Annotated in this window: 22 protein-coding genes; 9 read left to right on the forward strand and 13 right to left on the reverse strand. The window is 70.7% G+C overall.

What is annotated here, in order from left to right:
* Window positions 1-174 precede the first annotated feature (174 nt).
* Window positions 175-1,074, reverse strand: a complete 900-nt coding sequence (locus tag ACZ7M3_RS29710) for a class I SAM-dependent methyltransferase (RefSeq protein ID WP_472067047.1) — start codon at window positions 1,072-1,074, stop codon at window positions 175-177.
* A gap of 210 nt (window positions 1,075-1,284) precedes the next feature.
* Here ACZ7M3_RS29710 and ACZ7M3_RS29715 point away from each other — a divergent pair, with 210 nt between their 5' ends.
* Entirely contained in the window at window positions 1,285-2,904 is a 1,620-nt protein-coding gene (locus ACZ7M3_RS29715; protein WP_472067049.1) for an MFS transporter, read from the forward strand.
* Between the two features lie 152 nt (window positions 2,905-3,056).
* Complete coding sequence (locus ACZ7M3_RS29720) at window positions 3,057-4,055, forward strand: Lrp/AsnC family transcriptional regulator (protein WP_472067051.1); 999 nt, start codon at window positions 3,057-3,059, stop codon at window positions 4,053-4,055.
* A gap of 34 nt (window positions 4,056-4,089) precedes the next feature.
* Here the strand turns inward: ACZ7M3_RS29720 and ACZ7M3_RS29725 are convergent, their stop codons facing one another.
* The 7 genes from ACZ7M3_RS29725 to ACZ7M3_RS29755 all read right to left on the reverse strand — a co-directional run bounded on the left by ACZ7M3_RS29725 (window position 4,090) and on the right by ACZ7M3_RS29755 (window position 10,041).
* Window positions 4,090-4,671: a PadR family transcriptional regulator gene (locus tag ACZ7M3_RS29725; protein ID WP_054235331.1), complete on the reverse strand. Its 582-nt coding sequence runs from the start codon at window positions 4,669-4,671 to the stop codon at window positions 4,090-4,092.
* A 64-nt stretch (window positions 4,672-4,735) separates the two neighbouring features.
* Entirely contained in the window at window positions 4,736-5,257 is a 522-nt protein-coding gene (locus tag ACZ7M3_RS29730) for a hypothetical protein (RefSeq protein ID WP_472067053.1), read from the reverse strand.
* Window positions 5,241-5,732: an RNA polymerase sigma factor gene (locus ACZ7M3_RS29735; protein WP_054235333.1), complete on the reverse strand. Its 492-nt coding sequence runs from the start codon at window positions 5,730-5,732 to the stop codon at window positions 5,241-5,243. Before ACZ7M3_RS29735 ends, ACZ7M3_RS29730 begins: the two co-directional genes overlap by 17 nt.
* Window positions 5,733-5,826: 94 nt before the next feature.
* A complete protein-coding gene (locus ACZ7M3_RS29740; RefSeq protein WP_472067055.1) occupies window positions 5,827-6,438 on the reverse strand; it encodes a class F sortase in 612 nt (203 codons plus the stop codon).
* Window positions 6,435-6,854 carry a sortase-dependent protein gene (locus ACZ7M3_RS29745; RefSeq protein WP_351304429.1) on the reverse strand — a complete coding sequence of 140 codons (420 nt, stop codon included), beginning with the start codon at window positions 6,852-6,854 and terminating at the stop codon, window positions 6,435-6,437. Before ACZ7M3_RS29745 ends, ACZ7M3_RS29740 begins: the two co-directional genes overlap by 4 nt.
* Window positions 6,855-6,966: 112 nt before the next feature.
* Window positions 6,967-8,157: an ABC transporter substrate-binding protein gene (locus tag ACZ7M3_RS29750; RefSeq protein WP_472067057.1), complete on the reverse strand. Its 1,191-nt coding sequence runs from the start codon at window positions 8,155-8,157 to the stop codon at window positions 6,967-6,969.
* 444 nt (window positions 8,158-8,601) lie between these two features.
* Complete coding sequence (locus ACZ7M3_RS29755) at window positions 8,602-10,041, reverse strand: gamma-aminobutyraldehyde dehydrogenase (RefSeq protein WP_472067059.1); 1,440 nt, start codon at window positions 10,039-10,041, stop codon at window positions 8,602-8,604.
* Between the two features lie 165 nt (window positions 10,042-10,206).
* Here ACZ7M3_RS29755 and ACZ7M3_RS29760 point away from each other — a divergent pair, with 165 nt between their 5' ends.
* From ACZ7M3_RS29760 to ACZ7M3_RS29790, 7 genes are all read left to right on the forward strand, one after another.
* Window positions 10,207-10,725: an Lrp/AsnC family transcriptional regulator gene (locus tag ACZ7M3_RS29760; protein ID WP_054235338.1), complete on the forward strand. Its 519-nt coding sequence runs from the start codon at window positions 10,207-10,209 to the stop codon at window positions 10,723-10,725.
* Window positions 10,710-12,092 (forward strand): aspartate aminotransferase family protein, encoded by a 1,383-nt coding sequence (locus ACZ7M3_RS29765; RefSeq protein WP_403693482.1) that lies wholly within the window; start codon window positions 10,710-10,712, stop codon window positions 12,090-12,092. Before ACZ7M3_RS29760 ends, ACZ7M3_RS29765 begins: the two co-directional genes overlap by 16 nt.
* Window positions 12,093-12,282: 190 nt before the next feature.
* Window positions 12,283-13,020 (forward strand): ABC transporter ATP-binding protein, encoded by a 738-nt coding sequence (locus ACZ7M3_RS29770; RefSeq protein WP_472067061.1) that lies wholly within the window; start codon window positions 12,283-12,285, stop codon window positions 13,018-13,020.
* The gene (locus ACZ7M3_RS29775; RefSeq protein WP_472067063.1) at window positions 13,002-14,246 is read left to right on the forward strand and encodes a hypothetical protein; all 1,245 of its coding nucleotides are present in this window, start codon (window positions 13,002-13,004) and stop codon (window positions 14,244-14,246) included. The genes ACZ7M3_RS29770 and ACZ7M3_RS29775 overlap by 19 nt, the downstream gene beginning before the upstream one ends.
* Before the next feature lie 165 nt (window positions 14,247-14,411).
* Window positions 14,412-14,819, forward strand: a complete 408-nt coding sequence (locus ACZ7M3_RS29780) for a VOC family protein (RefSeq protein ID WP_472067065.1) — start codon at window positions 14,412-14,414, stop codon at window positions 14,817-14,819.
* A gap of 90 nt (window positions 14,820-14,909) precedes the next feature.
* Window positions 14,910-16,025, forward strand: a complete 1,116-nt coding sequence (locus tag ACZ7M3_RS29785) for an LOG family protein (RefSeq protein WP_472067067.1) — start codon at window positions 14,910-14,912, stop codon at window positions 16,023-16,025.
* Between the two features lie 149 nt (window positions 16,026-16,174).
* Entirely contained in the window at window positions 16,175-16,861 is a 687-nt protein-coding gene (locus ACZ7M3_RS29790; RefSeq protein ID WP_472067069.1) for an LAETG motif-containing sortase-dependent surface protein, read from the forward strand.
* Between the two features lie 82 nt (window positions 16,862-16,943).
* Here the strand turns inward: ACZ7M3_RS29790 and ACZ7M3_RS29795 are convergent, their stop codons facing one another.
* From ACZ7M3_RS29795 to rlmN, 5 genes are all read right to left on the reverse strand, one after another.
* Window positions 16,944-17,744 carry a maleylpyruvate isomerase family mycothiol-dependent enzyme gene (locus ACZ7M3_RS29795; protein ID WP_472067071.1) on the reverse strand — a complete coding sequence of 267 codons (801 nt, stop codon included), beginning with the start codon at window positions 17,742-17,744 and terminating at the stop codon, window positions 16,944-16,946.
* A gap of 10 nt (window positions 17,745-17,754) precedes the next feature.
* Entirely contained in the window at window positions 17,755-18,903 is a 1,149-nt protein-coding gene (locus tag ACZ7M3_RS29800) for an ABC transporter ATP-binding protein (protein ID WP_472067073.1), read from the reverse strand.
* Window positions 18,903-20,579, reverse strand: a complete 1,677-nt coding sequence (locus ACZ7M3_RS29805; protein WP_472067075.1) for an ABC transporter permease — start codon at window positions 20,577-20,579, stop codon at window positions 18,903-18,905. The genes ACZ7M3_RS29800 and ACZ7M3_RS29805 overlap by 1 nt, the downstream gene beginning before the upstream one ends.
* Complete coding sequence (locus ACZ7M3_RS29810; RefSeq protein WP_472067293.1) at window positions 20,555-21,628, reverse strand: thiamine ABC transporter substrate-binding protein; 1,074 nt, start codon at window positions 21,626-21,628, stop codon at window positions 20,555-20,557. The genes ACZ7M3_RS29805 and ACZ7M3_RS29810 overlap by 25 nt, the downstream gene beginning before the upstream one ends.
* Window positions 21,629-21,854: 226 nt before the next feature.
* Window positions 21,855-22,961, reverse strand: coding sequence for a dual-specificity RNA methyltransferase RlmN (gene rlmN, locus ACZ7M3_RS29815; protein ID WP_472067077.1), 1,107 nt, complete (start codon window positions 22,959-22,961; stop codon window positions 21,855-21,857).
* Window positions 22,962-22,988 lie beyond the last annotated feature (27 nt).

Here is a 22,988-nt window from a genome sequence, read left to right on the forward strand (position 1 = left end):
GACCACCCGTGCCACTTGGCACACACGGGCGGGAGTGCAGGATCCCCCACCCCGGCGAGCCTGTCCGCGCGCCATGTCACGGATCACAGCCGTTCGTCGGGCCCTGACACACAGGAGACGGAGGGCCGCCCTCCGCGATAACAGTTTTTTGCGCACAACGGCGGTCGATCCGGGTCAGTGCCGGGGAACGGGCTCCCGGTCGCCCTGTGCTCGCGAATCGGTCTTCGGATTCGCCGTCAGATTTGTCGTCAGATTCGTCGTCAGATTCGTCGTCACGAGATGCACGTTCATCCCGCACGGGACGACCCCGTTCGGCGCCGTGAGCTTCTTCGCCCCGGTGAGGAAGGCCGCGCGCAGGGACTCCACGGTGGCCGCGTCGAGCGGGCCGACGTCATAGACACCCGCCAGGGCGTCCCACACCTGCTCGACCGGTCCGCTCAGGTCGATGGGGACGGTCTCCCAGTCGACCGGCGCGAATCCCGCCGGCGTGAGGACGCTGTCGAGCCCCGCACGGCTGCGGGTCCTCCGGTCCCCGAGAGCGGGGATGCGCTGCCCGGCGGGAGCCGTCTCGACCGCGGACCGCAACAGCCCGACGAACAGCTCGTACGCCTCACCGCCCACGGCTCCGCCGCCGATCACGCAGGCCAGCATGCCTCCGGGGCGCAGCACCCGGGCCACTTCCGCGGCCACCTGTTCCACCTCGCCCATCAGCATCAGCGCCATGTGGGAGACACAGGCGTCGAAGGTGTCGTCGGCGAAGGGAAGGTGCTGGGCCCGGCTCTCCGACAGCGTCGTCCCGGCGGGCAGCGGCCGCAGACGCGCCAGCGCCAGGGCTTCCGGCGAGAGGTCCACCCCGGCCAGCCGGCGTCCCTCGGTCCGGGCGAGCAGTTCGAGCAACAGGCCGTCGCCGCAACCGAGATCCAGTACCCGCCCGTGTCCGGCGACCCGGTCGCGCACGATCTCGTAGCTGGACCGGCCGTCCGCGGCGCGGCCACCGGCGAACGCGTCCGTCGTCACCGTCGGCCGCTCGGCGTGGAAGGCCCGCAGGAAGGCTTCTTGCGATGTCGTCGTCATACCCGCGAACCTATCCGCCGCGCGGGTAGCCAGGTCGGCGGCCTCACACCTCCTGACAGCGATCGCGGAAATCCCGGGAAACCGGGTCCGGAATGTCGAATATCCAGGTTTTCCCCCGCCGTGGCTGGCCCCGGCCCGCAGGCGGCCCCGAAGGTGAGCGCCGTATCAAGCGATCGCGGTGCGGTGCGCCGCAGGGGGAGAGGGAGTTCCGTGAACGTCACGACAACGGCGCACGAGCCGCGGGAACGGCGGGCGGCCACGCTCGTCATGGCCTGTGTGGGCGTGTTCGTCGCGTATCTGCCGGTGACCACCGTCTCGGTGAGCCTGCCGGCCATCCAGCGGGCGCTGAACACGTCGACCGCCCAACTGTCGTGGGTCTCGGACGCGTTCGTGCTGCCCATGGCCGCGCTGATCCTGACCGCAGGTGTCTTCGGCGAGGTCCACGGCCGCAAGAAGGTCTTCCAGGCGGGTCTCGCGTTCAGCGCGGTGGGGGCGGCGATCGCGCTGTGCGCGCGGTCGATCGAGGTCCTGTGGGTGGGCCAGGCCTTCGCCGGTCTGGGCGCCGCCGCGCTGCTGCCCACGACGCTGGCACTGATCAGCCACGCCGTGCCCGACCACCGCGAGCGCGGCAAGTTCGTCGGGCTGTGGGCCACGGCCCTGATGGCGGCGCTGGCCGTCGGCCCGGTGATCGCGGGACTGATCCTGGAGCACTTCTCCTGGCGCTGGATATACCTGCTGCCCGTTCCCGCCTCGCTCCTCGCGATGGCCTTCGCGGCCCGGCTGGTGACCGACTCGCGCGCCCCCGGCTCACGACGTCTGGACTGGCCCGGCCAGATCACCGCCGCGGTGGCGATCACCGCGCTGGTCTACGGCGTCATCGAGGGCGGCGCCGGCTCCTTCACCGAGGGGAAGGTGATCGTGGCCCTGGTGGCGGCGGCGGTCGCGGCCGTCGCGTTCGTCCTGGTGGAGCGGCGCAGTGACAGCCCGATGCTGGACCTGACGCTCTTCCGCAGCCCCGCCTTCACCGCCACGACGCTCGTCGCCATGATCAGCTTCCTGGGCCTGATCGGCTTCTTCTTCGCCCTCAGCCTCTACTTCGGCATGGTGCAGCAGCTCAGCACCCTGGAGGCGGCGGCCCGGATGCTGATGGTCACGCTGATGTGCATCCTCGTCGGGGCACCGGCCGGGCGGCTGATGCACAAGGTGTCGCCCCGCGTCCTGATCACCGGCGGACTGCTGGTGACGGCGGCCTCGCTGCTGTCACTGACGTCCCTCGACGCCGGTACGTCGTTCGGTTCGCTGGCCTGGCGACTGGCCCTGCTGGGCCTCGGCCTCGGCTTCGTCATCACGCCGATGACGGCCGCGGCCGTCGCCTCCGTACCGCTGCGCCAAGCCGGTATGGCGGCCGCCGGGAACAGCGCGTTCCGGCAGGTCGGCGGCGCGCTCGGCCCGGCCGTCCTCGGCGCCGTGCTGTCCACCAAGGCCGTGCACACCCTGCCGGGCCACCTCACCGACGTGGGTCTGCCGGCGGCGACGGTACGGAGCGTCACCTCCGTGGTGGACGCGAACGGCCTGGGCGCGGTCGCGGGCATGAACCTGGGCGCCGACCGGGGCCGTGCCCTGGGCGCCCTGTCCGAGGCCTTCCTCGACGGCCTCCACCTGTGCCTGATCATCGCCGCGGCACTGACCCTGGTCGCCGCGGCGGTCGGTGCCGTCCTGCTGCGCAGCCCGCGGCAGCCGGCCACCAGGCCGGTGGCCGGATCCGGCGCCGCCCCGGCGGCACCGCGGGAGACCGGGGCGGCGGAGCCCCGGCTGGGGCAGCGCGGCTGACCCCGGCGCCAGGGCGCGTCTGCGGCGTGATCCGCCGGACAGGCCCTGGAGGCGCCCTTTCGTGGGGACGGAACGGGCGCCCGTACGAGGCCTGGGACCACACTGGTCCCGGGCCTCGCCGTCGTGCTCGATCATTGACTTCGGGAGTCCGCATGGAGCGAGAGGAGGCGGAGCCGATGCCGTCCCGCGCACTCGACGCACTCGACCTGAGACTGCTCCAGTGCCTCCAGATCGACGGACGGGCGCCGCTCACCCGGATCGCGGAGGTGCTCGGGGTCTCCGACCAGACCGTCGCCCGGCGCCTGCGGCGGTTGCGCAGCACGGCACGGCTGCGGGTGCTCGGTGTGATCGACGAGAGCCGGCTCGGCCGCACCAACTGGATCGTCCGGCTGCGCTGCACCCCCGACGTGGCCGAACAGCTGGCGGGCGCGCTCGCCCGGCGCCCCGACACCTCGTACGTCTCGCTGATCTCCGGCGGCACCGAGGTGATGTGCGCGATGAAGCCGCGCAGCCGGCAGGCCCGGGACGAACTGCTCTTCGACCGGTTGCAGCGCACCCCCCGTGTCGTCTCCGTCAGCGCCCACTGCGTGCTGCACTCGTTCTACGGCGGACGGCTGGACTGGCTCAACAAGGCCAACGGGCTCGCCCCCGACCAGCAGGCGGCCCTGCGCCCACCGCCGGTCGAGGCGGTCACCGACCCCCTCACGCTGGAGGCGGCCGACGAGTCGCTGCTGGCCGTGCTCGTCCGGGACGGGCGCGCCACGCTCACCGAACTCCAGGCGGCCACCGGCCAGTCGGAGTCCGTGGTCAAGCGGCGTCTGGAGCGTATGCGGGCCACCGGGGTGCTGTACTTCGACGTCCAGTTCGACCAGGAACCCCTCGGTCACGAGGTGGAGGCCATGCTGTGGCTCACCGTGGCCCCGGCCGCGCTCGCCGACGTCGGACGGGCGCTCGCCGCGCATCCCGAGGTGCGTTTCGCCGCGGCGATCACCGGTCAGGCCGGCATCGTCGCCTCGACCGTCCACCGCAACAGCGGGGAGCTGTACACGTATCTGAGCCAGAAGATCGGCGCCCTCGACGGCGTCCAGGCCGTCGAAACCGCCCTGACCCTGCGCCTGGTCAAGCAACTCGCCTACGACCCGGGCCGCTGATCCCGCCCAGGACGGGCACGGGGTACGTGGAGCGTCAGCCGCGAGCCGTCGCGCCGAGGGCCTCGGCCCGCTGGTCGAGCCTCCTCAGGACCGTCTCGCCCCACTGGAGGTTCGCCTGCTCCAGGGCCATGCCGCCGAGCAGGGTGAGATAGGGGCCCACGCGTTCGACGGTGACGAGGTACTCCTCCTCGCTGCGGCCGGCCAGCATACGTTCCTGCGCGCGCCGGTAGCGGGCCAGTTTGACGCCGGCCCGCTCCACACGCTCGACGACCCCGGCCCGTACGGCTTCGGCGTCTCCGATGTCGACGCAACTCACCTTGACCATCAGCTCGTCCCGGATCGCCGTGGGCTTGCTGGGAACTTCGGCCGTGTAGGCGCGCATCGCGTCGAGTCCGGCCTCGGTGAGCGAGAAGAGCCGCTTGTTGGGCCGACGTTCCTGCTGCACGACGCGGGCGGAGACGAGCCCTTCGCCCTCCATGCGTTCCAGCTCGCGGTAGATCTGCTGAGGGGTGGCCATCCAGAAGTTGGCGACCGAGGCCTCGAACCCCTTCGCGAGGTCGTATCCGGACGCCTCGCCCTCCAAAAGCGCGGCCATCACCGCGTTGCGCAGAGCCATTTCCCCAAATTAACACCCTGTATCGACACTCCATTGACTAGTCAACGGAGTGAGGGTCGTCCGGTCAACGGCGGGCAGAGCCGCTCGGCGCGATCGACGGCTGGGCGACGGGCGTGGTCGGTGTCGGCGACGGCGTCGACGACGGTGCCGGTGTGGGGACGGCCGGCCGGGTCGTGGCGCGGCCGGTCGTCCGGGCCGCCTGGGTGGGACTTCCCGTCCGGCTCCCCGGGGTGGGAATGGCCGTTCGACTCTCCAGGGTGCGGCTGGGGTCGGCGGGCGCGGCGGACGCCGACGGGCTGGGGGGCACGGACGAAGGACGGCCCTCGGAGGGCGGGGCGAGCGGGACCGTCGGGGACGCGGGTGCCCGGGACGTCGACAGGCCGATCGGCAGCGCGACGAGGGCGGCGACGGCGCACACCGACCCGACCCCGACCGCGGTACGCAGCAGCCGGCGGCGGGCCGCGCCGCGGCGGATCGCCTCGTAGTGGCCGGGGGGTGGGCCGAGGTAGTCGGAGGCGGGTCGCAGGATGACGGCGAGCGGATCGTCGGGTTCGAAGTCCGGACCCTCGTCAGAGTGTGTGATCAAGGCTTCTCCTCAGGTGGGCGCGGAGCAGTTCGCGGGCCGCGTGGAGGTCGGCCTTGATGGTTCCTTCCTTGCGTCCGGTCAGCACGGACACCTCCCGGATCGGCATGTCAGCGTAGTAGTGCAGGAGGATCGGGACGCGCAGTCGTTCCGGCAGCGACTGCACGAGCAGGCGTACGGACGGGTCGGACTGTTCGGTGTGCGGGCGGACGGCGGCCTCGGCGGTGGCACGGTGCACGGCTCTGCGTTCGCGCTCCAGCTTGCGCCAGTGGTCCCGGACGAGGTTGGCCGCGGTGACATAGAGGAAGCCCCGGGGCTCCGCCACGGAGGTCCAGCGGGCCCAGAGCCGGGTGAACGCCTCCGAGGCGATCTCGTGGGCCGTCTCGTCGTCGTCGACGAGACGGCGGCACCAGCCGGCGAGGCGCGGATAGAGGGCGGCGAACAGCTCGGACGCGGCCTTCTCGCGGGACCGTTTCAAAGCTCTCCATGGTCGTGACGTCGTGCGGGCACTCGTGGGAAAGAGCCCGGGCCGACGGCGTGCGTTCCCTCGGCCCGGGATCGGTCTCGGCGGGTCAGGGCGTCGCCGAGCTCAGCGCGGCGAAGACGATCACGTTGTCGAGGTAGCCCGTACCGGTACGGGCCCCTCCGCACGTGATGAGCCGTAGCTCGGGACGGTCCACGTCCCCGTACACCTCGTCCGACGGGAAGTCGGCCTTGGCGACCGTCCGTACGGCGTCGACCGTGAACTCCGCCGTCCTGCCGTTCTCCAGGCGCGCCACGATCCGGTCGCCCTTCCGCACCTGCGCGAGACGGCGGAAGACCCCGTCCCCGTAGGAACCGACCGTGACGTGGCCGAGGATCACCGACGGACCGGTCTGACCCGGCGTCGGCGAGTTCCGGTACCAGCCCGCCCGGTCGTGCGCCGTGATCGGGGGCACCTGGACGCTGCCGTCCGCGGCCAGCCCCAGCTGCATGACCGGGGTGTCGACCCCGATGGCCGGGATCCGCAACCCGACCGGGACCGAACGCCCGAGGCCGTGCGCGGCCTTCGCGGAGGTCCGCGAGGGCCCCGGCGTGCTCCCGGGGTGTTCGGGTGCGCTCGAGTCGGTCCCGTGTCCGCCGCAGCTCACGAGCAGCGAGGCCGTCGCCGCGGTGACGAACGCGCGCCTGGAGAGCGAGGTCATTCCCCGGTCGCCCGCCGGCGACGTACGACGAAGACCGCCGCGCCACCCATGACGAACGCCGCGGCGGCACCCCCGCCGATCAGGCCGCCCTGGCCGCCGGACTTCGACGCCGTCGGCGTCACACCGGTGTCGGGCGCTCCCTTCGGCACGACGGCGACCTGTGCCGGGGACGGCGCCCGGGTGGGCGTGCCGACGCTCGGAACCGGGGACGGGGTGCCGGAGGCCGGACGGGTGGTCGGCACCGCGCTCGGGGCGGCACTCGGGGTGGCGCTGTGGGCCGGCGCCTGGGACGGGGCGGCGGTGGCGGTCGGACGGACCGTCGGGACCGGGCTCGCCCCACTGGCGAAGGCGGGCACCGTGCTCGCCAGCACGGCGGTACACGCGAGTGCCAGGGTGCTGAGGACAGTTCGGCGCATGAATCGCTCTCTTTCGTCGGTCCGCCCGCCAGGTGACCCGGCGGGCTGAGTTACGGATCGTGCGAAGAGACGAGGCAGCCGGAGACCGGGTTGTAAAGAGAGGGCAAAGCCGTCAGAGTCCCGCGATCGCGTTCCAGCGCTTGGCGAACTCCGTGCGTTCCGTGGACGTGATGTCGCGCGCGATCGCCAGCCGCTTCCGCATGGTGGCGTCGGGGAAGATCAGCGGGTTCTCGGCGAGGGCGGCGGTGTCCTCGTCCTTGGAGGAGGCGAGGACGTGCTGGGCGGCCGGGACCGGGCAGACGTAGTTGACCCAGGACGCCAGTTCGGCGGCGACCTCGGGCTCGTAGTAGTAGTCGACGAGCTTCTCGGCGTTGGCCTTGTGGCGGGCCAGGTTGGGGATCATCAGCGAGTCGGACCACAGCTCGGCGCCCTCCTCGGGGACGACGAAGCGGATGTCCGGGTTGTCCGCCTGGAGCTGGATCACGTCGCCCGAGTACGCCTGACAGGCCAGTACGTCGCCGCTGACCAGGTCCTTGGTGTAGTCGTTGCCCGTGAAGCGGCGGATCTGGCCGCTGTGCACGTACTTCTCGACCTGGTCGCAGATCTTGTGGAAGTCGTCGGCCTTCCACCGGGTGATGTCGACGCCGTTGCCCTGCATGAGCAGCGCGAACGCCTCGTCGAGGCCGGAGAGCAGGGTGACCCTGCCCTTGAGGTCGGAGGCCCACAGGTCCGAGACGTGGTTGACCTCCCGGCCGAGCTTGCGGCGGTTGTACGCGATGCCGGTGATACCGGACTGCCACGGCACGGTGGACTTGCGACCCGGGTCGAACGCGGGCCGACTCAGCAGCGGGTCGAGGTACTTGGCGACGTTCGGCTGCCTGGCGCGGTCCATCTCCTGCACCCAGCCGAGCCGGACGAAGCGCGCGCACATCCAGTCGCTGATGACGATCAGGTCGCGGCCGGTCTGCTGGTGGTTCATCAGGGACGGGCTGATCTTGCCGAAGAACTCGTCGTTGTCGTTGATCTCCTCGATGTAGTCGACGGAGATCCCGGTGCGCTTGCGGAATGCGTCCAGCGTGGGCCGCTTCGTGTGGTCCTTGTCGTCGGTGTCTATGTAGAGCGGCCAGTTCGCCCAGGTCAGTTTCTTGTCGCGGGCCGAGAGGTCGGCTCCGGCGCGGTCGCCGGGTGACACGTACGCGGCGGGCACCCCGCAGCCCGCGAGGGCCCCGAGCGCCGCACCCCCGCCCAGGGCGCGCAGCAGGGACCGGCGGGACAGGGGCGAGGTCTTCCGATTCTCTGGCACCCCGGCAGCATGCCTGCTGCGACTCGGCGCGAACAATGGACGCTGCGTCGAGCGGTCGGGCGCCGACCCGACACCCTGTCGATCGCCTCATTTCCGGGCGGTTACCTCGGGCGACAGCCCCAGGCGGACACCTCGTGCTGCTCCTCGTACGGTTCCTCGTACGGTTCCTCGTACGGAGTGGGCGCGGACCGTCGTGCGCCATCGCCACGGCGCCGACGGACAGGCCGGTCCGGTCCACCGCCGGATCCAACTCCCCGCACCGTCCTGGCGGTTGTGGCGTACGGCCCTGTCGACGAGGTCGGCCACCAGGCGCTCCATGAGCCGCTCCTGCTCCCGGCCCGTCGTCGGGGCCGGCTGGTGCGGCTGACCACCACGAGGGGGAAACAGCGCGGCCCCGGACGGGATCAACTCCCGTCCGGGGCCGCGCGGTTCACACCGTACGCACTACGCGTCCAGCGACGTCATCACGTGCTTGATCCGCGTGTAGTCGTCGAAGCCGTACCCCGAGAGGTCCTTGCCGTAGCCGGACTTCTTGAAGCCGCCGTGCGGCATCTCGGCGACCAGCGGGATGTGGGTGTTGATCCACACACAGCCGAAGTCGAGGGACTTCGACAGACGCATCGCGCGGCCGTGGTCCTTCGTCCAGACCGAGGAGGCCAGGGCGTAGTCGACGCCGTTGGCCCACTCGATGGCCTGGGCCTCGTCCGTGAAGGACTGGACGGTGATGACAGGCCCGAAGACCTCGTTCTGGATGATCTCGTCGTCCTGCTTGAGGCCGGAGACGACGGTCGCGGCGTAGAAGTAGCCCTTGTCGCCGACCTGCTGGCCGCCCGCCTCGACCTTGGCGTGCGCGGGCAGCCGCTCGATGAACCCGGCGACCTGCTTGAGCTGGTTCGGGTTGTTCAGCGGGCCGTAGAGCACGTCCTCGTCGTCCGGCTGACCGGTCTTCGTCTCGGCGGCGGCCTTGGCGAGCGCGGCGACGAACTCGTCGTGGATGGACTCCTGGACGAGGACCCGGGTGGCGGCCGTACAGTCCTGGCCCGCGTTGAAGAAGCCCGCGACCGAGATGTCCTCGACGGCCTTGGCGATGTCGGTGTCCTCGAAGACCACGACCGGAGCCTTGCCGCCCAGCTCCAGGTGGACCCGCTTGAGGTCCTTGGACGCCGACTCGGCGACGGACATGCCCGCGCGTACGGAGCCGGTGATGGAGGCCATCGCCGGGGTCGGGTGCTCGACCATCGCGCGGCCGGTCTCCCGGTCGCCACAGATGACGTTGAAGACGCCCTTGGGCAGGATGCCGCCGATGATGTCGGCGATCAGGACGGTGGAGGCGGGGGTGGTGTCCGAGGGCTTCAGGACGACCGTGTTGCCGGCCGCGAGCGCCGGGGCGAACTTCCACACCGCCATCATCATCGGGTAGTTCCACGGCGCGACCTGCGCGCAGACGCCGATCGGCTCGCGGCGGATGATGGAGGTCATCCCCTCCATGTACTCGCCGGCCGAGCGGCCCTCGAGCATCCGCGCCGCGCCCGCGAAGAAGCGGATCTGGTCGACCATGGGCGGAATTTCCTCGGACCGGGTCAGTCCGATCGGCTTGCCGGTGTTCTCGACCTCGGCGGCGATCAGCTCCTCGGCCCGCTCCTCGAACGCGTCCGCGATCTTCAGGAGGGCCTTCTGGCGCTCGGCGGGGGTCTGGTCGCGCCAGGCAGGGAAGGCCGCGGCGGCGGCCGCCATGGCGGCGTCCACGTCGGCCCGACCGGACAGCGGCGCGGTCGCGTACGCCTCGCCGCTCGCGGGATTGACGACCTCGGTGGTCCGCCCGTCGGCGGCGTCCCGGAACTCACCGTCGATGTAATTGCGCAGACGACGCAGCTCGGTGCTCACTGCCGGCCCTCCAAGTTCAGGTGTCCAATCGCTGAGACACCCACCCTAATCCGTGGCGCCACGTTTTCAACACCCCCGGTCACCCCTTGACTGCGAAATCCGCAAGCTACGTCCTCGTAAACAACGAATTTCATCGCTGCAGCCTTGCGGAACCGTCGAGACCTCGTGCACAGTGAGCTCGTGGCCAGTCGAAGCGCAGACCCCAGGGACTCCACCCGCGAGTCCAGGAACGGCAGTCCCCAGCTGGACTCCGTATCCCTCGCCATCATCGAGCAGCTCCAGCAGGACGGACGCCGTCCGTACGCCGCGATCGGCAAGGCCGTCGGCCTGTCCGAGGCGGCCGTGCGCCAGCGCGTCCAGAAGCTGCTCGACCAGGGCGTGATGCAGATCGTCGCCGTCACGGACCCGCTCACCGTGGGCTTCCGCAGGCAGGCGATGGTCGGCGTCAATGTCGAGGGCGACCTCGACCCGGTGGCCGACGCGCTGACCGCCATGTCGGAAGTCGAGTACGTGGTGATGACCGCGGGCTCGTTCGACATCCTCGCCGAGATCGTCTGCGAGGACGACGACCACCTGCTGGACGTCATCAACAAACGCATCCGGGCCCTGCCCGGGGTGCGCTCCACCGAGAGCTTCGTCTATCTGAAGCTCAAGAAGCAGACCTACATGTGGGGAACCCGATAGCCGTGAGCACACAGGACCTGAGCAAGACCGCGTACGACCACTTGTGGATGCACTTCACCCGCATGTCCTCGTACGAGAACGCGCCCGTTCCCACCATCGTCCGTGGTGAGGGCACCTACATCTACGACGACAAGGGCAAGCGCTACCTCGACGGTCTCGCGGGCCTGTTCGTGGTCCAGGCGGGCCACGGCCGCACCGAGCTGGCGGAGACGGCGTTCAAGCAGGCGCAGGAGCTGGCCTTCTTCCCGATCTGGTCCTACGCCCACCCCAAGGCCGTCGAGCTCGCCGAGCGCCTCGCGCACTACGCTCCGGGCGACCTGAACAAGGTCTTCTTCACCACGGGCGGCGGCGAGGCCGTCGAGACCGCGTGGAAGCTCGCCAAGCAGTACCACAAGCTCACCGGCAACTACACGAAGTACAAGGTCATCTCGCGTGCGGTCGCCTACCACGGCACCCCGCAGGGCGCCCTGTCCATCACGGGCCTGCCGGCTCTGAAGGCCCCCTTCGAGCCGCTCGTCCCGGGCGCGCACAAGGTGCCGAACACGAACATCTACCGCGCCCCGATCCACGGCGACGACCCGGAGGCCTTCGGCCGCTGGGCCGCCGACCAGATCGAGCAGGAGATCCTCTTCGAGGGCCCGGAGACCGTCGCGGCGGTCTTCCTGGAGCCGGTACAGAACGCCGGCGGCTGCTTCCCGCCGCCGCCCGGCTACTTCCAGCGCGTGCGCGAGATCTGCGACAAGTACGACGTGCTGCTCGTCTCCGACGAGGTCATCTGCGCCTTCGGCCGCCTCGGCACGATGTTCGCCTGTGACAAGTTCGACTACATCCCGGACATCATCACCTGCGCCAAGGGCATGACCTCGGGCTACTCCCCCATCGGTGCCGCCATCGTCTCGGACCGGATCGCCGAGCCGTTCTACAAGGGCGACAACACCTTCCTGCACGGCTACACCTTCGGCGGCCACCCGGTCTCCGCGGCCGTGGCGCTCACCAACCTCGACATCTTCGAGCGCGAGGGCCTCAACCAGCACGTGCTCGACAACGAGGCCAACTTCCTGCAGACCCTCCAGAAGCTGCACGACCTGCCGATCGTCGGCGACGTCCGCGGCAACGGCTTCTTCTACGGCATCGAGCTGGTGAAGGACAAGGCCACCAAGGAGACCTTCACGGACGAGGAGTCGGAGCGCGTGCTCTACGGCTTCGTCTCCAAGAAGCTCTTCGAGTACGGCCTCTACTGCCGCGCCGACGACCGCGGTGACCCGGTCATCCAGCTGTCGCCGCCGCTGATCTCCGACCAGTCGACCTTCGACGAGATCGAGGGAATCGTCCGTCAGGTGCTGACGGAGGCGTGGACGAAGCTCTGATCTTCCTCCGGGATGATCAACAACGGCCCCGGTGGCGCCCGTTCGAGTGAGAATGGGCGCCCCGGGGCCGCGTGCTGTCCGGCCTCCCGGCCCCGACTCCCTAGCGTGCCCAGTGACCGATCGGCCCCGCCTTCGTTCCCCCGTCCGGGGGATTGGCAGCGCAAATCAGATCTGAACCGAGGTGTACGCGATGGTGGCCCCGCCGGACAACGACGTGCTCTGGGCACGTGCCCTGCACGTCAAGCACAACGGCTCGCCCGCGCTCAACGGTGTCTCGCTCGGCATCCGCGACGGCGAGATCGTCGCCGTCGGCGGCCCGCGCGGCAGCGGCAAGACGACCCTGCTCCAGTGTCTGTCGGGGCAGCTGCTGCCCCAGCAGGGCGAGGTCTGGTTCAACAGCACGCCGGTGCACACCATGGACCCCGTCACCCGCGAACGGCTGCGCCGCGACCGCTTCGGCTGGATCGACCCCACGCCCGTCCTCGTACCGGAACTGAACGCCTGGGAGAACGCGGCGCTGCCCCTGATGCTGCGCGGCTGTGGCCGCCGGGCCGCCAAGACCGCCGCCCTCGAATGGCTGGAACGCCTCGACATCGGCGGCTGCGCCCGCAAACGCCCGCACGCCCTGCTCCAGACCGAGCGGCAGCGCGTCGCCATCGCCCGGGCGCTCGCCCTCTCCCCCAAGGTGCTCTTCGCCGACGAACCGTCCGCCCCGCTGCACAGCGCCGACGGCGCGCACGTCCTGCGCACTCTCACCTCGGCGGCCCGCTCTCACGGCATCACGGTCGTCCTCGCCACGCACTACGCGGACACCGCGGCCCTCGCCGACCGCACAGTGTCGCTGCTCGACGGACGGCGCGTGAACACCCTCCACCTGCCCCCGGTCGTCGAGACGGAAGGCCGGGCCGCGTGCTCGCTCTCCGTCTAGCCCGCGGGGCCCACTCACTCGTCCAGCTGCGCAGACTCCTGGTCGCCGCCGCCTCGGCGGGCACCGGCTTCCTGCTGCTGTGCACGCTGGGGTACGCGCTGGCGCACCCGGACCCCTCGGCCGGCGCGCTGCTCCGGCTCCTCTGGTGCCTCGCGCCCGTCGCCGCCACCGTGTACTTCGCGGTCGCGGTCGCCCGTACGGACCCGGGGACCCGGCCGCGCCCGGGGCTCTCGGCGGTCGGACTCGGCCCCGGCCAGCTGATGGCGATCTCGACGGTCACCACCGCCCTGTCGACCACGCTCGGCTCGGTGCTCGCGCTGCTCGTCTTCCTGCACCTGCGCGGCGACCTCCCCGGCATGCCCTTCAACGGCGACGCGGCCTTCCTCGCCTCCGACCACCCGCTGCCCCTGCCCGCGGCCCTGACACTGCTGCTCCTGGTCCCGCTGGCCGCCTCCTCGGCCAGCGCGGTGGTGCTGCGACCGCGGGGTGCCCGGCCGACCCGTCCCCGACGGCCGGGCGCCGACGGGGACTCCCCCCGTGAGCGGTCCCGTAGGCGCGCCGAGTCCGGCCCGTACGCCGACCAGCCGGGGCGCCTGTCGGATCCGCAGCAGCCCGCCCCTCCGCTGCCCACCCCCGGGGGACTGCCCTGGGGCACCGCCGTCCTCGCGGCGGGCCTTGCCGTGGAGGCGTACGCGAGCCGTTCGGGACCCGGCCTGGCGCTGCCCGGCCGTTTCACGGGCGGCCCCGCCCGGGTGTTCGGCGGCTGGTCCCTGACCGCGCTCGGGCTGATGCTGGCCGCCCCGGCGATCACGCACCTGTGCGGGCGGCTGCTCCAGGCCGTACGCCCCGGCGTGCTGCGGCTGCTCGCCGGGCGCGTCCTGCAGGAGGAGGCCCGGCGCATCGGGCGCCCGCTCGGCGTGGTGTGCGCGGTCGCGTCCGGCGCCTACGCCATGGCGACGGTGTACTCGGGGGCGCGGCCCACGTTCGGTCCGCTCAGCACGCTCGGGGCGCTGCTCGTGGCCGGGTGCACCGTCGCGACCCTGCTGACGGCGGCGGTCGAGGCCAAGCACGCGCGCGCCGACACCACGGCGGCGCTGCTGCGCATGGGGGCACCGACCACGGTGCTGCGAGGCGCCGCGCTGCTCCGCGCGGGGGCGCTGCTCGCCGCGTTCGGCCCGCTGACCTGGGTGGTCGCGGAACTGGCGGCGGCGCCGCTGGTGCGCTGAGCACGCGTACGCGCTTCCTTCCCGCTTCCTTCCCACGCTTCCTTCTCGCTCCCTCCCCGCTTCTTTCCCGTTTCTCTCCCGCCGGGCGATGAGTTCCGCGCGAAGTGGCGGTCTACCTCTGCGCACGGCACCACCTCACTTCACCCGCACCGGGAGAGACCCCTCATGTACCAGCAGATGATCTTCGTGAACCTCGCCGTGAACGACATCGACACCTCGAAGAAGTTCTTCACCGAGCTCGGCTACACGATCAACCCGCAGTTCACGACGGACGACTGCGCCTGCGTCGTCATCAGCGACACGATCATCGCGATGCTGCTGAGCAAGCAGCGCTACGCGGACTTCACGAAGAAGGAGATCGCGGACCCGACGGAGACCAGCGAGGTGCTGCTGTGTCTGAGCGCCGAGAGCCGCGAGAAGGTCGACGAGCTCTGCGACAAGGCCCTCGCGGCGGGCGGCTCGGGGACCCGGGAGGCTCAGGACCACGGCTTCATGTACGGCCGTACCTTCGACGACCTGGACGGCCACACATGGGAGGTCGTGTGGATGGACCCGGCCGCGGTCGAGAGCTGAGCGCCCCGGGGGGACCCACGCGCGAGTCCCCCCAAGGGAAAAGGGGAGACCGCCGACCGCCGCCGAAGAACCCACCCCTAGCATGGCCGCGTGCAGCCAACTCCCCTTCACGCCGCCCATGACCGCGAGATCGAGTCCCTCGCCGAGTTCGACAAGGTCGTCTCGGAGCACGGCTCGCTCACGCGGTTTCGCGTCCAGGCCGTGGATCTGACGGACCGTACGGACGCCCTGCTCGCCGTGGACACCGCGGGCGCCGTCTTCCTCGGCTGCCCGATGGTCCCCGAGGCGGCGGCACGGGTACGGGCCACCGGCGCACTCGTCTTCCCGCCCATACCCGGACTGCCCTTCGACCCCTACCGCGGGCTGCTCTACTCCCCGGACGAACTCTTCACGTCGCTCGACGACGGCTACGAGGCGACCCCGGACGCCCGCGCGTACGCCTGGTTCCAGCAGACCAAGGCCGACGGCGACGTCTTCGCGTCGATGCTGCGCGCGATCCACGACGACTCGGTGTCGGACGCGCTCGACGAACTCCTCGTCGGCACCCGAGTCGTGGGTGTGATGGGCGGTCACGCGATGGCACGCGGCACGGAGGCCTACGAGGGCGCCGCCCGCCTGGGGCGCGAACTGGCGCGCGCCGGGCTCACGGTCGCCACCGGCGGCGGCCCCGGCGCGATGGAAGCGGCGAACCTCGGCGCGTACGCCGCCCCGTTCGACGACGAGATGCTCCCCGAGGCGCTCCGGCTCCTCGCCGAGGCACCGTCGTTCACCCCCTCCATCGGCGACTGGGCGCGCGCCGCCTTCGCCGTGCGCGAGCGCTGGCCGGACGGCGGCCCCTCCGTCGGCATCCCGACCTGGTTCTACGGCCACGAGCCGCCGAACGCCTTCGCCGCCCACATCGCCAAGTACTTCGCCAACGCGACCCGGGAGGACGGTCTGCTGGCCCGCTCGAACGCGGGTGTCGTCTTCCTGCCGGGCGCCGCCGGGACCGTACAGGAGATCTTCGACAACGCGACCCCAAACTACTACGAGTCGCGCGGTGAGCCCACCCCCATGGTTCTCGTGAACCGTGCGCATTGGACCGAAAAGCACCCCACTTGGCCCCTTCTCCAATCCCTTGCCCACGAACGGTCGATGGCGTCCCGGATCGCACTGGTGGACCGGATCGAGGAGGCACCGGAGGCGCTCAAACGCCTCGGCGGTTAACGACAAGGCAAAGCCGGTGGCACGGCTGGGCATATGCATTGACAGCCCTTAGGTGGCACTTATAAACCTGTGAGGCCCGAGGGGGCCCTGTTGACACAGCAGAAACCCCCTTAATCCCCCCGCAGTTGCGCATTCTGTGAAGGGCAATCGTGTCCATATCTCGCCGTACCGCACGTTCCGTGCGAATCCTCGGTGTCGCCTCCGCCACCGCCGCGCTCGCGCTCGGTGCCGCCGGCAACGCCCTTGCCTGCAACATCAGTGAGTTCTCCGCCGAAGCCAAGTGCGACGGCACCAAGGGCATCATCTCCGTCAAGGACGTGGACGCCTCCGGCACTTCGGCGATCGTCTCCGTGTTCCTCGAGAACAACGGTGCCGACGTGCAGAAGGTCGGCCAGCAGGAGGTCAAGGGCTCCCGCGAAGGCGTCACCATCACCTTCGCCGAGGACTGGAAGCCGAACGCCACGTACCGCGTCCACGTCAAGGCCGGAAACCTGGTCGACGCGGACATCAAGGGCAACGTGACCGCTCCGTCCACGGCCTGCGCGACCGAGTCGCCGTCGCCGTCGGCCTCGGAGACCCCGAAGCCGTCCGAGACCCCGTCCTCGCCGGCCTCGGAGACGCCTTCCGCGAACCCGTCGGAGTCGGAGAGCAGCGCCGCGCCCGCGACGCCGGGCGACAACGCCCCGTCCCCCGCGGCCGGTAGCTCCAACCTCGCCGAGACCGGTGCGAACTCCAACACGCCGATGATCGCCGGTATCGCCGGTGCCCTCGTGGTGGTCGGCGGCGGAGCGGTGTTCTTCGGCATGCGTCGCCGCGGCGCCTCGAAGTCGAGCTGAACCGCACACCGTACGTCCGCGTGAAACGTGTGGCCCGCCCCTCTCGAAGGGGGCGGGCCACACGCCTGTCCGGGTACGCCGGCTAGCCGAAGGTCGCCCGCTCCAGCCAGAAGTCCAGCAGCTCCCGCTCCCCGAGCACCTCCAACCGCCCGTCGTCCAGCGGCAGTCGGCGGTAGAAGGCGAGCAGGATGTCGGTGAGCGGGCCGCGCAGCGCGACGGTCGCCTTCTCGTGGCCCCGGCGCCAGACGACACCCTCCTCGGTGAGCTCGACGACCCACTCGGCGTCGAGTTCGGGCGGGGTGTCGGTGGCGTGCAGGTGGATGCTGCGGCCCGGCCCGCGCAGTTCGGCCGCGGCGGCGTCGTGCGGCCGCGTCCGCTGCACGAACTCGATGATCCCCAACCACTCGTCGATCGCGTCCGCGGCCACATCGGGCGCCACCACGTACGGCAGCCCGGCCGCCAGCGTCGCGTCGGCTCGGTGGATCACCAGCTCGTGCGTCATCCGGCGGGCCCAGAAGCCGGAGCTGAGGTCCCCGGCCCAGGCCCACACCTTGGTGTCGGGCCCCGCCTCGCGCAGCGCGGCGACGAGCATCTCGCCGGTCTCGGCGAGCCAGGCGTCCAGCACGGCGGGGTCGCCCTCGGCAGCGGGTCCCTCAAGGAGCGGCACCTGCTCGTCCTGGACGTTCTCCTGCGCCTTCGTGCGGACGATGAGCTCGACCCAGCGCAGCGCCCCGCCCGTGTGCCGCACGAGCCGCTCCAGCGACCAGTCCGGGCAGGTCGGCACGGTCGCGGACAGGTCGGCCCCGGACGTCACCACGTCCCTCAGCCGCCGCACCTCCAGCTCGATCGCGTCGCAGTAGCGGTCATGTGCAAGTGGCGTCATGATCCGCACCCTATGGCGCCGACGGCTCCCCGAGCACCACGATTTCGGCTGTCTCGAACGCCACGCCGACCTCGTCACCCGGCGCGGGCGCCTCCCGCAGCGCGCACGCCGCCTCGATGGGCGGCGCGCCTTCCGGCTTCAGCTGTACGGCGACGTGGGTGCCCCGGAAGGTGCGTGCGGCCACGGTGCAGCGCAGCCCGTCCGCCGGGGTGACCAGCCGCACCCCCGCGGGCCGTACGAGAAGCGTGCCGGGGCCCTGCGCGGTGCCCTCCGGCACCGGGACCTTCCCCCACGGGGTGTCCGCGAGCCGATCGCGCACCGTCGCCGCGACCACGTTGTCGAAGCCGAGGAAACGGGCCACGAACTCGTCCGCCGGGTACTGCCAGACCTCAAGTGGCGTGCCGGACTGGGCGATCCGTCCCTCGCGCATCACCACGACCCGGTCGGCCAGTGCGAAGGCCTCGCCCTGGTCGTGGGTGACGGCGAGCACCGTCGTGCCCAACTCGCCGAAGAGCTGCCGGAGTTCGGCGACCAGCCGGTCCCGCAGCGAACGGTCCAGCTGGCCGAGCGGCTCGTCGAGCATCAGCAGCCGGGGGCGCGGGGCGAGCGCGCGGGCCAGCGCGACCCGCTGCTGCTCACCGCCGGAGAGGGCGGCGACGGCGCGTGCCCGGGCTCCGGGCAGCCCCACCAGCTCCAGCAACTCCTCGACTCGTGCGCTCTGTTGCTCCTTCGAGGCGCCATGCATCCGCAGCCCGAAGGCGACATTGCCTCCCACGTCCCGCTGCGGGAAGAGCTGGTGGTCCTGGAACATCAGCCCGACACCCCGCTTGTGCGCGGGCACCCCGGCCTGGTCGCGTCCCGCCAGGAGCACGCGGCCCGTGTCGAGCGACTGCAGTCCGGCCACCGCCCGCAGCAGCGTGGACTTGCCGCTGCCGCTCGGTCCGAGCACACACACGATCTCGTGCTCGGCGACGTCGAGGTCGACGGCGTCGAGCACCGGCCGACCGCCGAAGCGTACGGTCGCGGCCTCGACCCTCAACAGGGCGTCGCACGTCCGGGTCCGGGTCTGGGTCTGGGTTCGTATCTGGGTCCGGGTCCGGGGATGCTCCGTCGTCCCCTCCTGCGTCTCCTCAGTCGATTGCTTCGTGAGTCGCGCCATCAGAACTCCCCCGTCCGGTCGGTGCGGATGCGTTCCAACAGCAGTAGGGCCACCGCGCACACCACCATCAAGATCGTCGAAAGGGCCATCGCCTGGCCGTAGTTGAGGTCACCCGCGCGCCCGAGCAGCCGGGCCACGGCGACCGGCAGGGTCGGGTTGTCGGGCCGCGCGATGAACACCGTCGCCCCGAACTCGCCCAGCGACACGGCGAAGGCGAACCCCGCCGCGATCAGCAGCGCCCGCCGCACCAACGGCAGATCGACCTCCCGCCACACCCGCCAGGGCGAGGCTCCGAGGACGGCGGCGGCCTCCCGGAGCCGTCCGTCAACCGCCCGCAGCACCGGCAGCATGGTGCGTACGACGAAGGGGACGCCCACCAGAGCCTGCGCGAGCGGCACCAGGATCCAGGAGGAGCGCAGATCCAGCGGCGGTTCGTCGAGCGCGATCAGGAAGCCGAACCCGACGGTCACGGCGGACACGCCGAGCGGCAGCATCAGCAGCGCGTCGAAACCCCGGACGAGACGCCCGGTCCGCCTGGTGAGGGCGGCGGCCGCCAGACCGCCGATCACGACGGCGATCGCGGTGGCGGCGAGCGCGTACTCCAGCGAGTTGCCGATCGCCGCGATCGGCGCCACCAGGAAGATGCCGCTGTCGGCCGAGGTCAACGCCTTGTAGTACGCGAATCCGTAGCCGCCCGGTGCGTCCAGGGACCGCTGGACCAGTACCCCGAGCGGCAGGACGAGAAGAACGAGGATGCTCGCCAGGACCCCGCCCAGCAGCGCCCACTGGCCGGCCCCGCGCGGCCTGCGCACGGTCACCTCCGGAGCGACCAGGCGCAGGGCGGTCTCCCGGCGGCGTACGGTCCAGGCGTGCACGGCGAGGATCGCGCCGACCGCCACGAACTGGACGATCGTCAGCACCGCCGCGGTCGCGAGGTCGAAGATCTCCGAGGTCTGCCGGTAGATCTCGACCTCGAGGGTGGAGAAGGTCGGCCCGCCGAGGATCTGCACCACACCGAACGAGGTGAAGGTGAACAGGAAGACCATCAGCGCGGCGGCGGCCACGGCCGGGCTCAGCGCCGGCAGCGTCACCCTGCGCCAGGCCGCGAACCGGGAGGCACCCAGCATCCGCGCGGCCTCCTCCTGACGCGGGTCGAGCTGCGACCAGAGCCCGCCGACGGTCCGTACGACCACCGCGTAGTTGAAGAAGACGTGCGCGAGCAGAATCGCCCAGACGGTGGTGTCCAGCCGTACGCCCCACAGCTGGTCGAGGAGTCCGCCCCGGCCCACCAGGGCCAGGAACGCCGTACCGACCACGACCGTCGGCAGCACGAACGGGACGGTCACCACCGCCCGCAGCACCTGCTTGCCCCTGAAATCGAAGCGCGCGAAGACATACGCGCCGGGGAGCGCGATCAGCAGCGTGAGCGTCGTGGAGGCGAGCGCCTGCCAGGTGGTGAACCACAGGACGTGCCGGATGTCGGACTGCGCGAGCACCTCACCGATCCGTCCGAACCGCCAGGCCCCGTCGATCTTGAGGCCACGGGCGACGATCGCGGCGACGGGATAGGCGAAGAAGACGGCGAAGAACGCGACGGGCAGGGCCATCAGCCCGATCCGCGTCGCGCTCTCCTTGCGGCTCCTTCGAGGCGCTACTTCAGTACGAGCGAGGTCCACGACTTGACCCACTGGTCACGGCTGTCGGCGATCTTGGCGGGCGCCAGGGTCTCGGGGTTCTTGGCCTGCGGGCCGAACTTCACGAATTCCTCGGGCACCTGGGCGGTCTCGCGGACCGGGTACACGAACATGTTCAGCGGCATGTCGTCCTGGAATTCGACGCTGATGAGGAAGTCGAGGAGCGCCTTGCCGCCCTTCGTGTTCCTCGCGTTGCTCAGCAGCCCCGCGTACTCGACCTGGCGGAAGCAGGTGCCGCCCGCGACCCCGGTCGGCGCGGTCTTCGGCTTCGGGTCGGCGTAGATCACCTCGGCGGGCGGTGAGGAGGAGTACGAGACGACCAGCGGCCGGTCGGCCTTGGCCTTCTTGCCGCCCGCGGACCCGGAGAACTCGTCGTTGTAGGCCTGCTCCCAGCCGTCGACCACCTTCACGCCGTTGGCCTTGAGCTTCTTCCAGTAGTCCTGCCACCCGTCGTCCCCGTACTTCGCGGCGGTCCCGAGCAGGAAGCCGAGGCCCGGCGAGGACGTGCCCGCGTTCTCGGTGACGAGGAGGTTCTTGTACGCGGGCTTGATCAGGTCGTCGAAGGAGGCCGGCGGGGCCAGCTTGTGCTTGCTGAAGTAGGCCTTGTCGTAGTTGACGCAGATGTCACCGGAGTCGATGGGCGTGACCCGGTGCCTGTCCTGGTCGATCCGGTACTGCTGGACGATCTGGTCGGAGCCCTTGGCCTCGTACGACTGGAACAGCCCGTTGTCGAGCGCGCGGGACAGCAGGGTGTTGTCGACGCCGAAGAAGACGTCGCCCTGCGGGTTGTCCTTGGTGAGGATGGCCTTGTTGACGGCCTGCCCGGCGTCGCCGTCCTTGAGGACCCTGACCTTGTACCCGGACTGCTTCTCGAAGTCCTCCAGCACGCTCTTCGACACGGCCCACGAGTCGTGGCTGACGAGCGTGACGGTCTTGGAGTCCCCGGCACCGACGCTGTCGGAGGACCCGCACGCGGACAGCGTGACGAGGCCCAGCCCGATGACGACGGCCGTGGTCTTCCTCTTGGTGATCACTGAATTCCTCCTGGGATGACCAGGAAGAGACGCGGCCCTGCCCGGGATCCTCGAAAGGTTCCCGGGCAGGGCGCAACAGCTTGAGTGATGCCCGAACTTCCTACCCAGAATGACCTGGGCAAGGTTCTGAGGGTCTGCGGCCCACCGGTGCTCCGGCTACCGCACTCTCAGCGCTGTGGCGCTCCCCTGTCGGAATATGAAGATGTGGTGGGACCTCGCCAGATTACCGCTCGGTGGCGGCGAGCTGACCACAGGCTCCGTCGATCTCCTGGCCTCGGGTGTCCCGGACTGTCACCGGCACCCCGTGAGCCGCGATCGCCTCTGCGAAAGCCTTCTCGTCCTCGGGCCGCGAGGCGGTCCACTTCGAACCCGGTGTCGGGTTCAGCGGGATGAGGTTGACGTGTACGGGCTTGCCCCTGAGCAGCCGCCCGAGCCGGTCACCACGCCATGCCTGGTCGTTGATGTCCCGGATGAGGGCGTACTCGATGGACAGCCGGCGTCCGGACTTGGCCGCGTACTCCCAGCCGGCGTCCAGCACCTCGCGCACCTTCCATCGCGTGTTGACGGGGACGAGGGTGTCGCGCAGCTCGTCGTCCGGGGCGTGCAGCGAGATGGCGAGGCGGCACTTGAAGCCCTCGTCGGAGAACCGGTGGATGGCGGGCACCAGCCCGACCGTCGACACGGTGATCCCGCGCTGCGAGAGCCCGAGCCCGTCCGGCTCGGGGTCGGTGAGCGCGCGGATGGCTCCCACCACTCGCTTGTAGTTGGCGAGCGGCTCGCCCATGCCCATGAAGACGATGTTGCTCAGCCGCGCCGGGCCGCCCGGGATCTCGCCGTCCCTGAGGGCCCGCATCCCGTCCACGATCTGGTGCACGATCTCACCCGTGGACAGGTTCCGGTCCAGGCCTGCCTGTCCGGTGGCGCAGAACGGGCAGTTCATCCCGCAGCCCGCCTGCGAGCTGATGCACATGGTCACCCGGTCCGGGTAGCGCATCAGCACGGACTCGACGAGTGTGCCGTCGAACAGGCGCCACAGCGTCTTGCGGGTGGTGTCCTGGTCGGTCGACAGATGCCGCACGACCGTCATCAGCTCGGGAAGCAGCGCCTCCTGGAGCTTGCCGCGCGCGGCGGCCGGGATGTCCGTCCACTGCGCGGGGTCGTGCGCGTACCGCGCGAAGTAGTGCTGCGAGAGCTGCTTGGCGCGAAACGGCTTCTCACCGATCGCGGCAACCGCCTCTTTGCGCTCGGCGGGCGTGAGGTCGGCGAGGTGCCGCGGCGGCTTCTTGGCTCCGCGGGGGGCGACGAATGTGAGTTCTCCGGGCTTAGGCATGGCCATACCAGTGTCGCAGATCGAATT

The sequence above is a fragment of the Streptomyces sp. NPDC111656 genome, assembly GCF_055656965.1.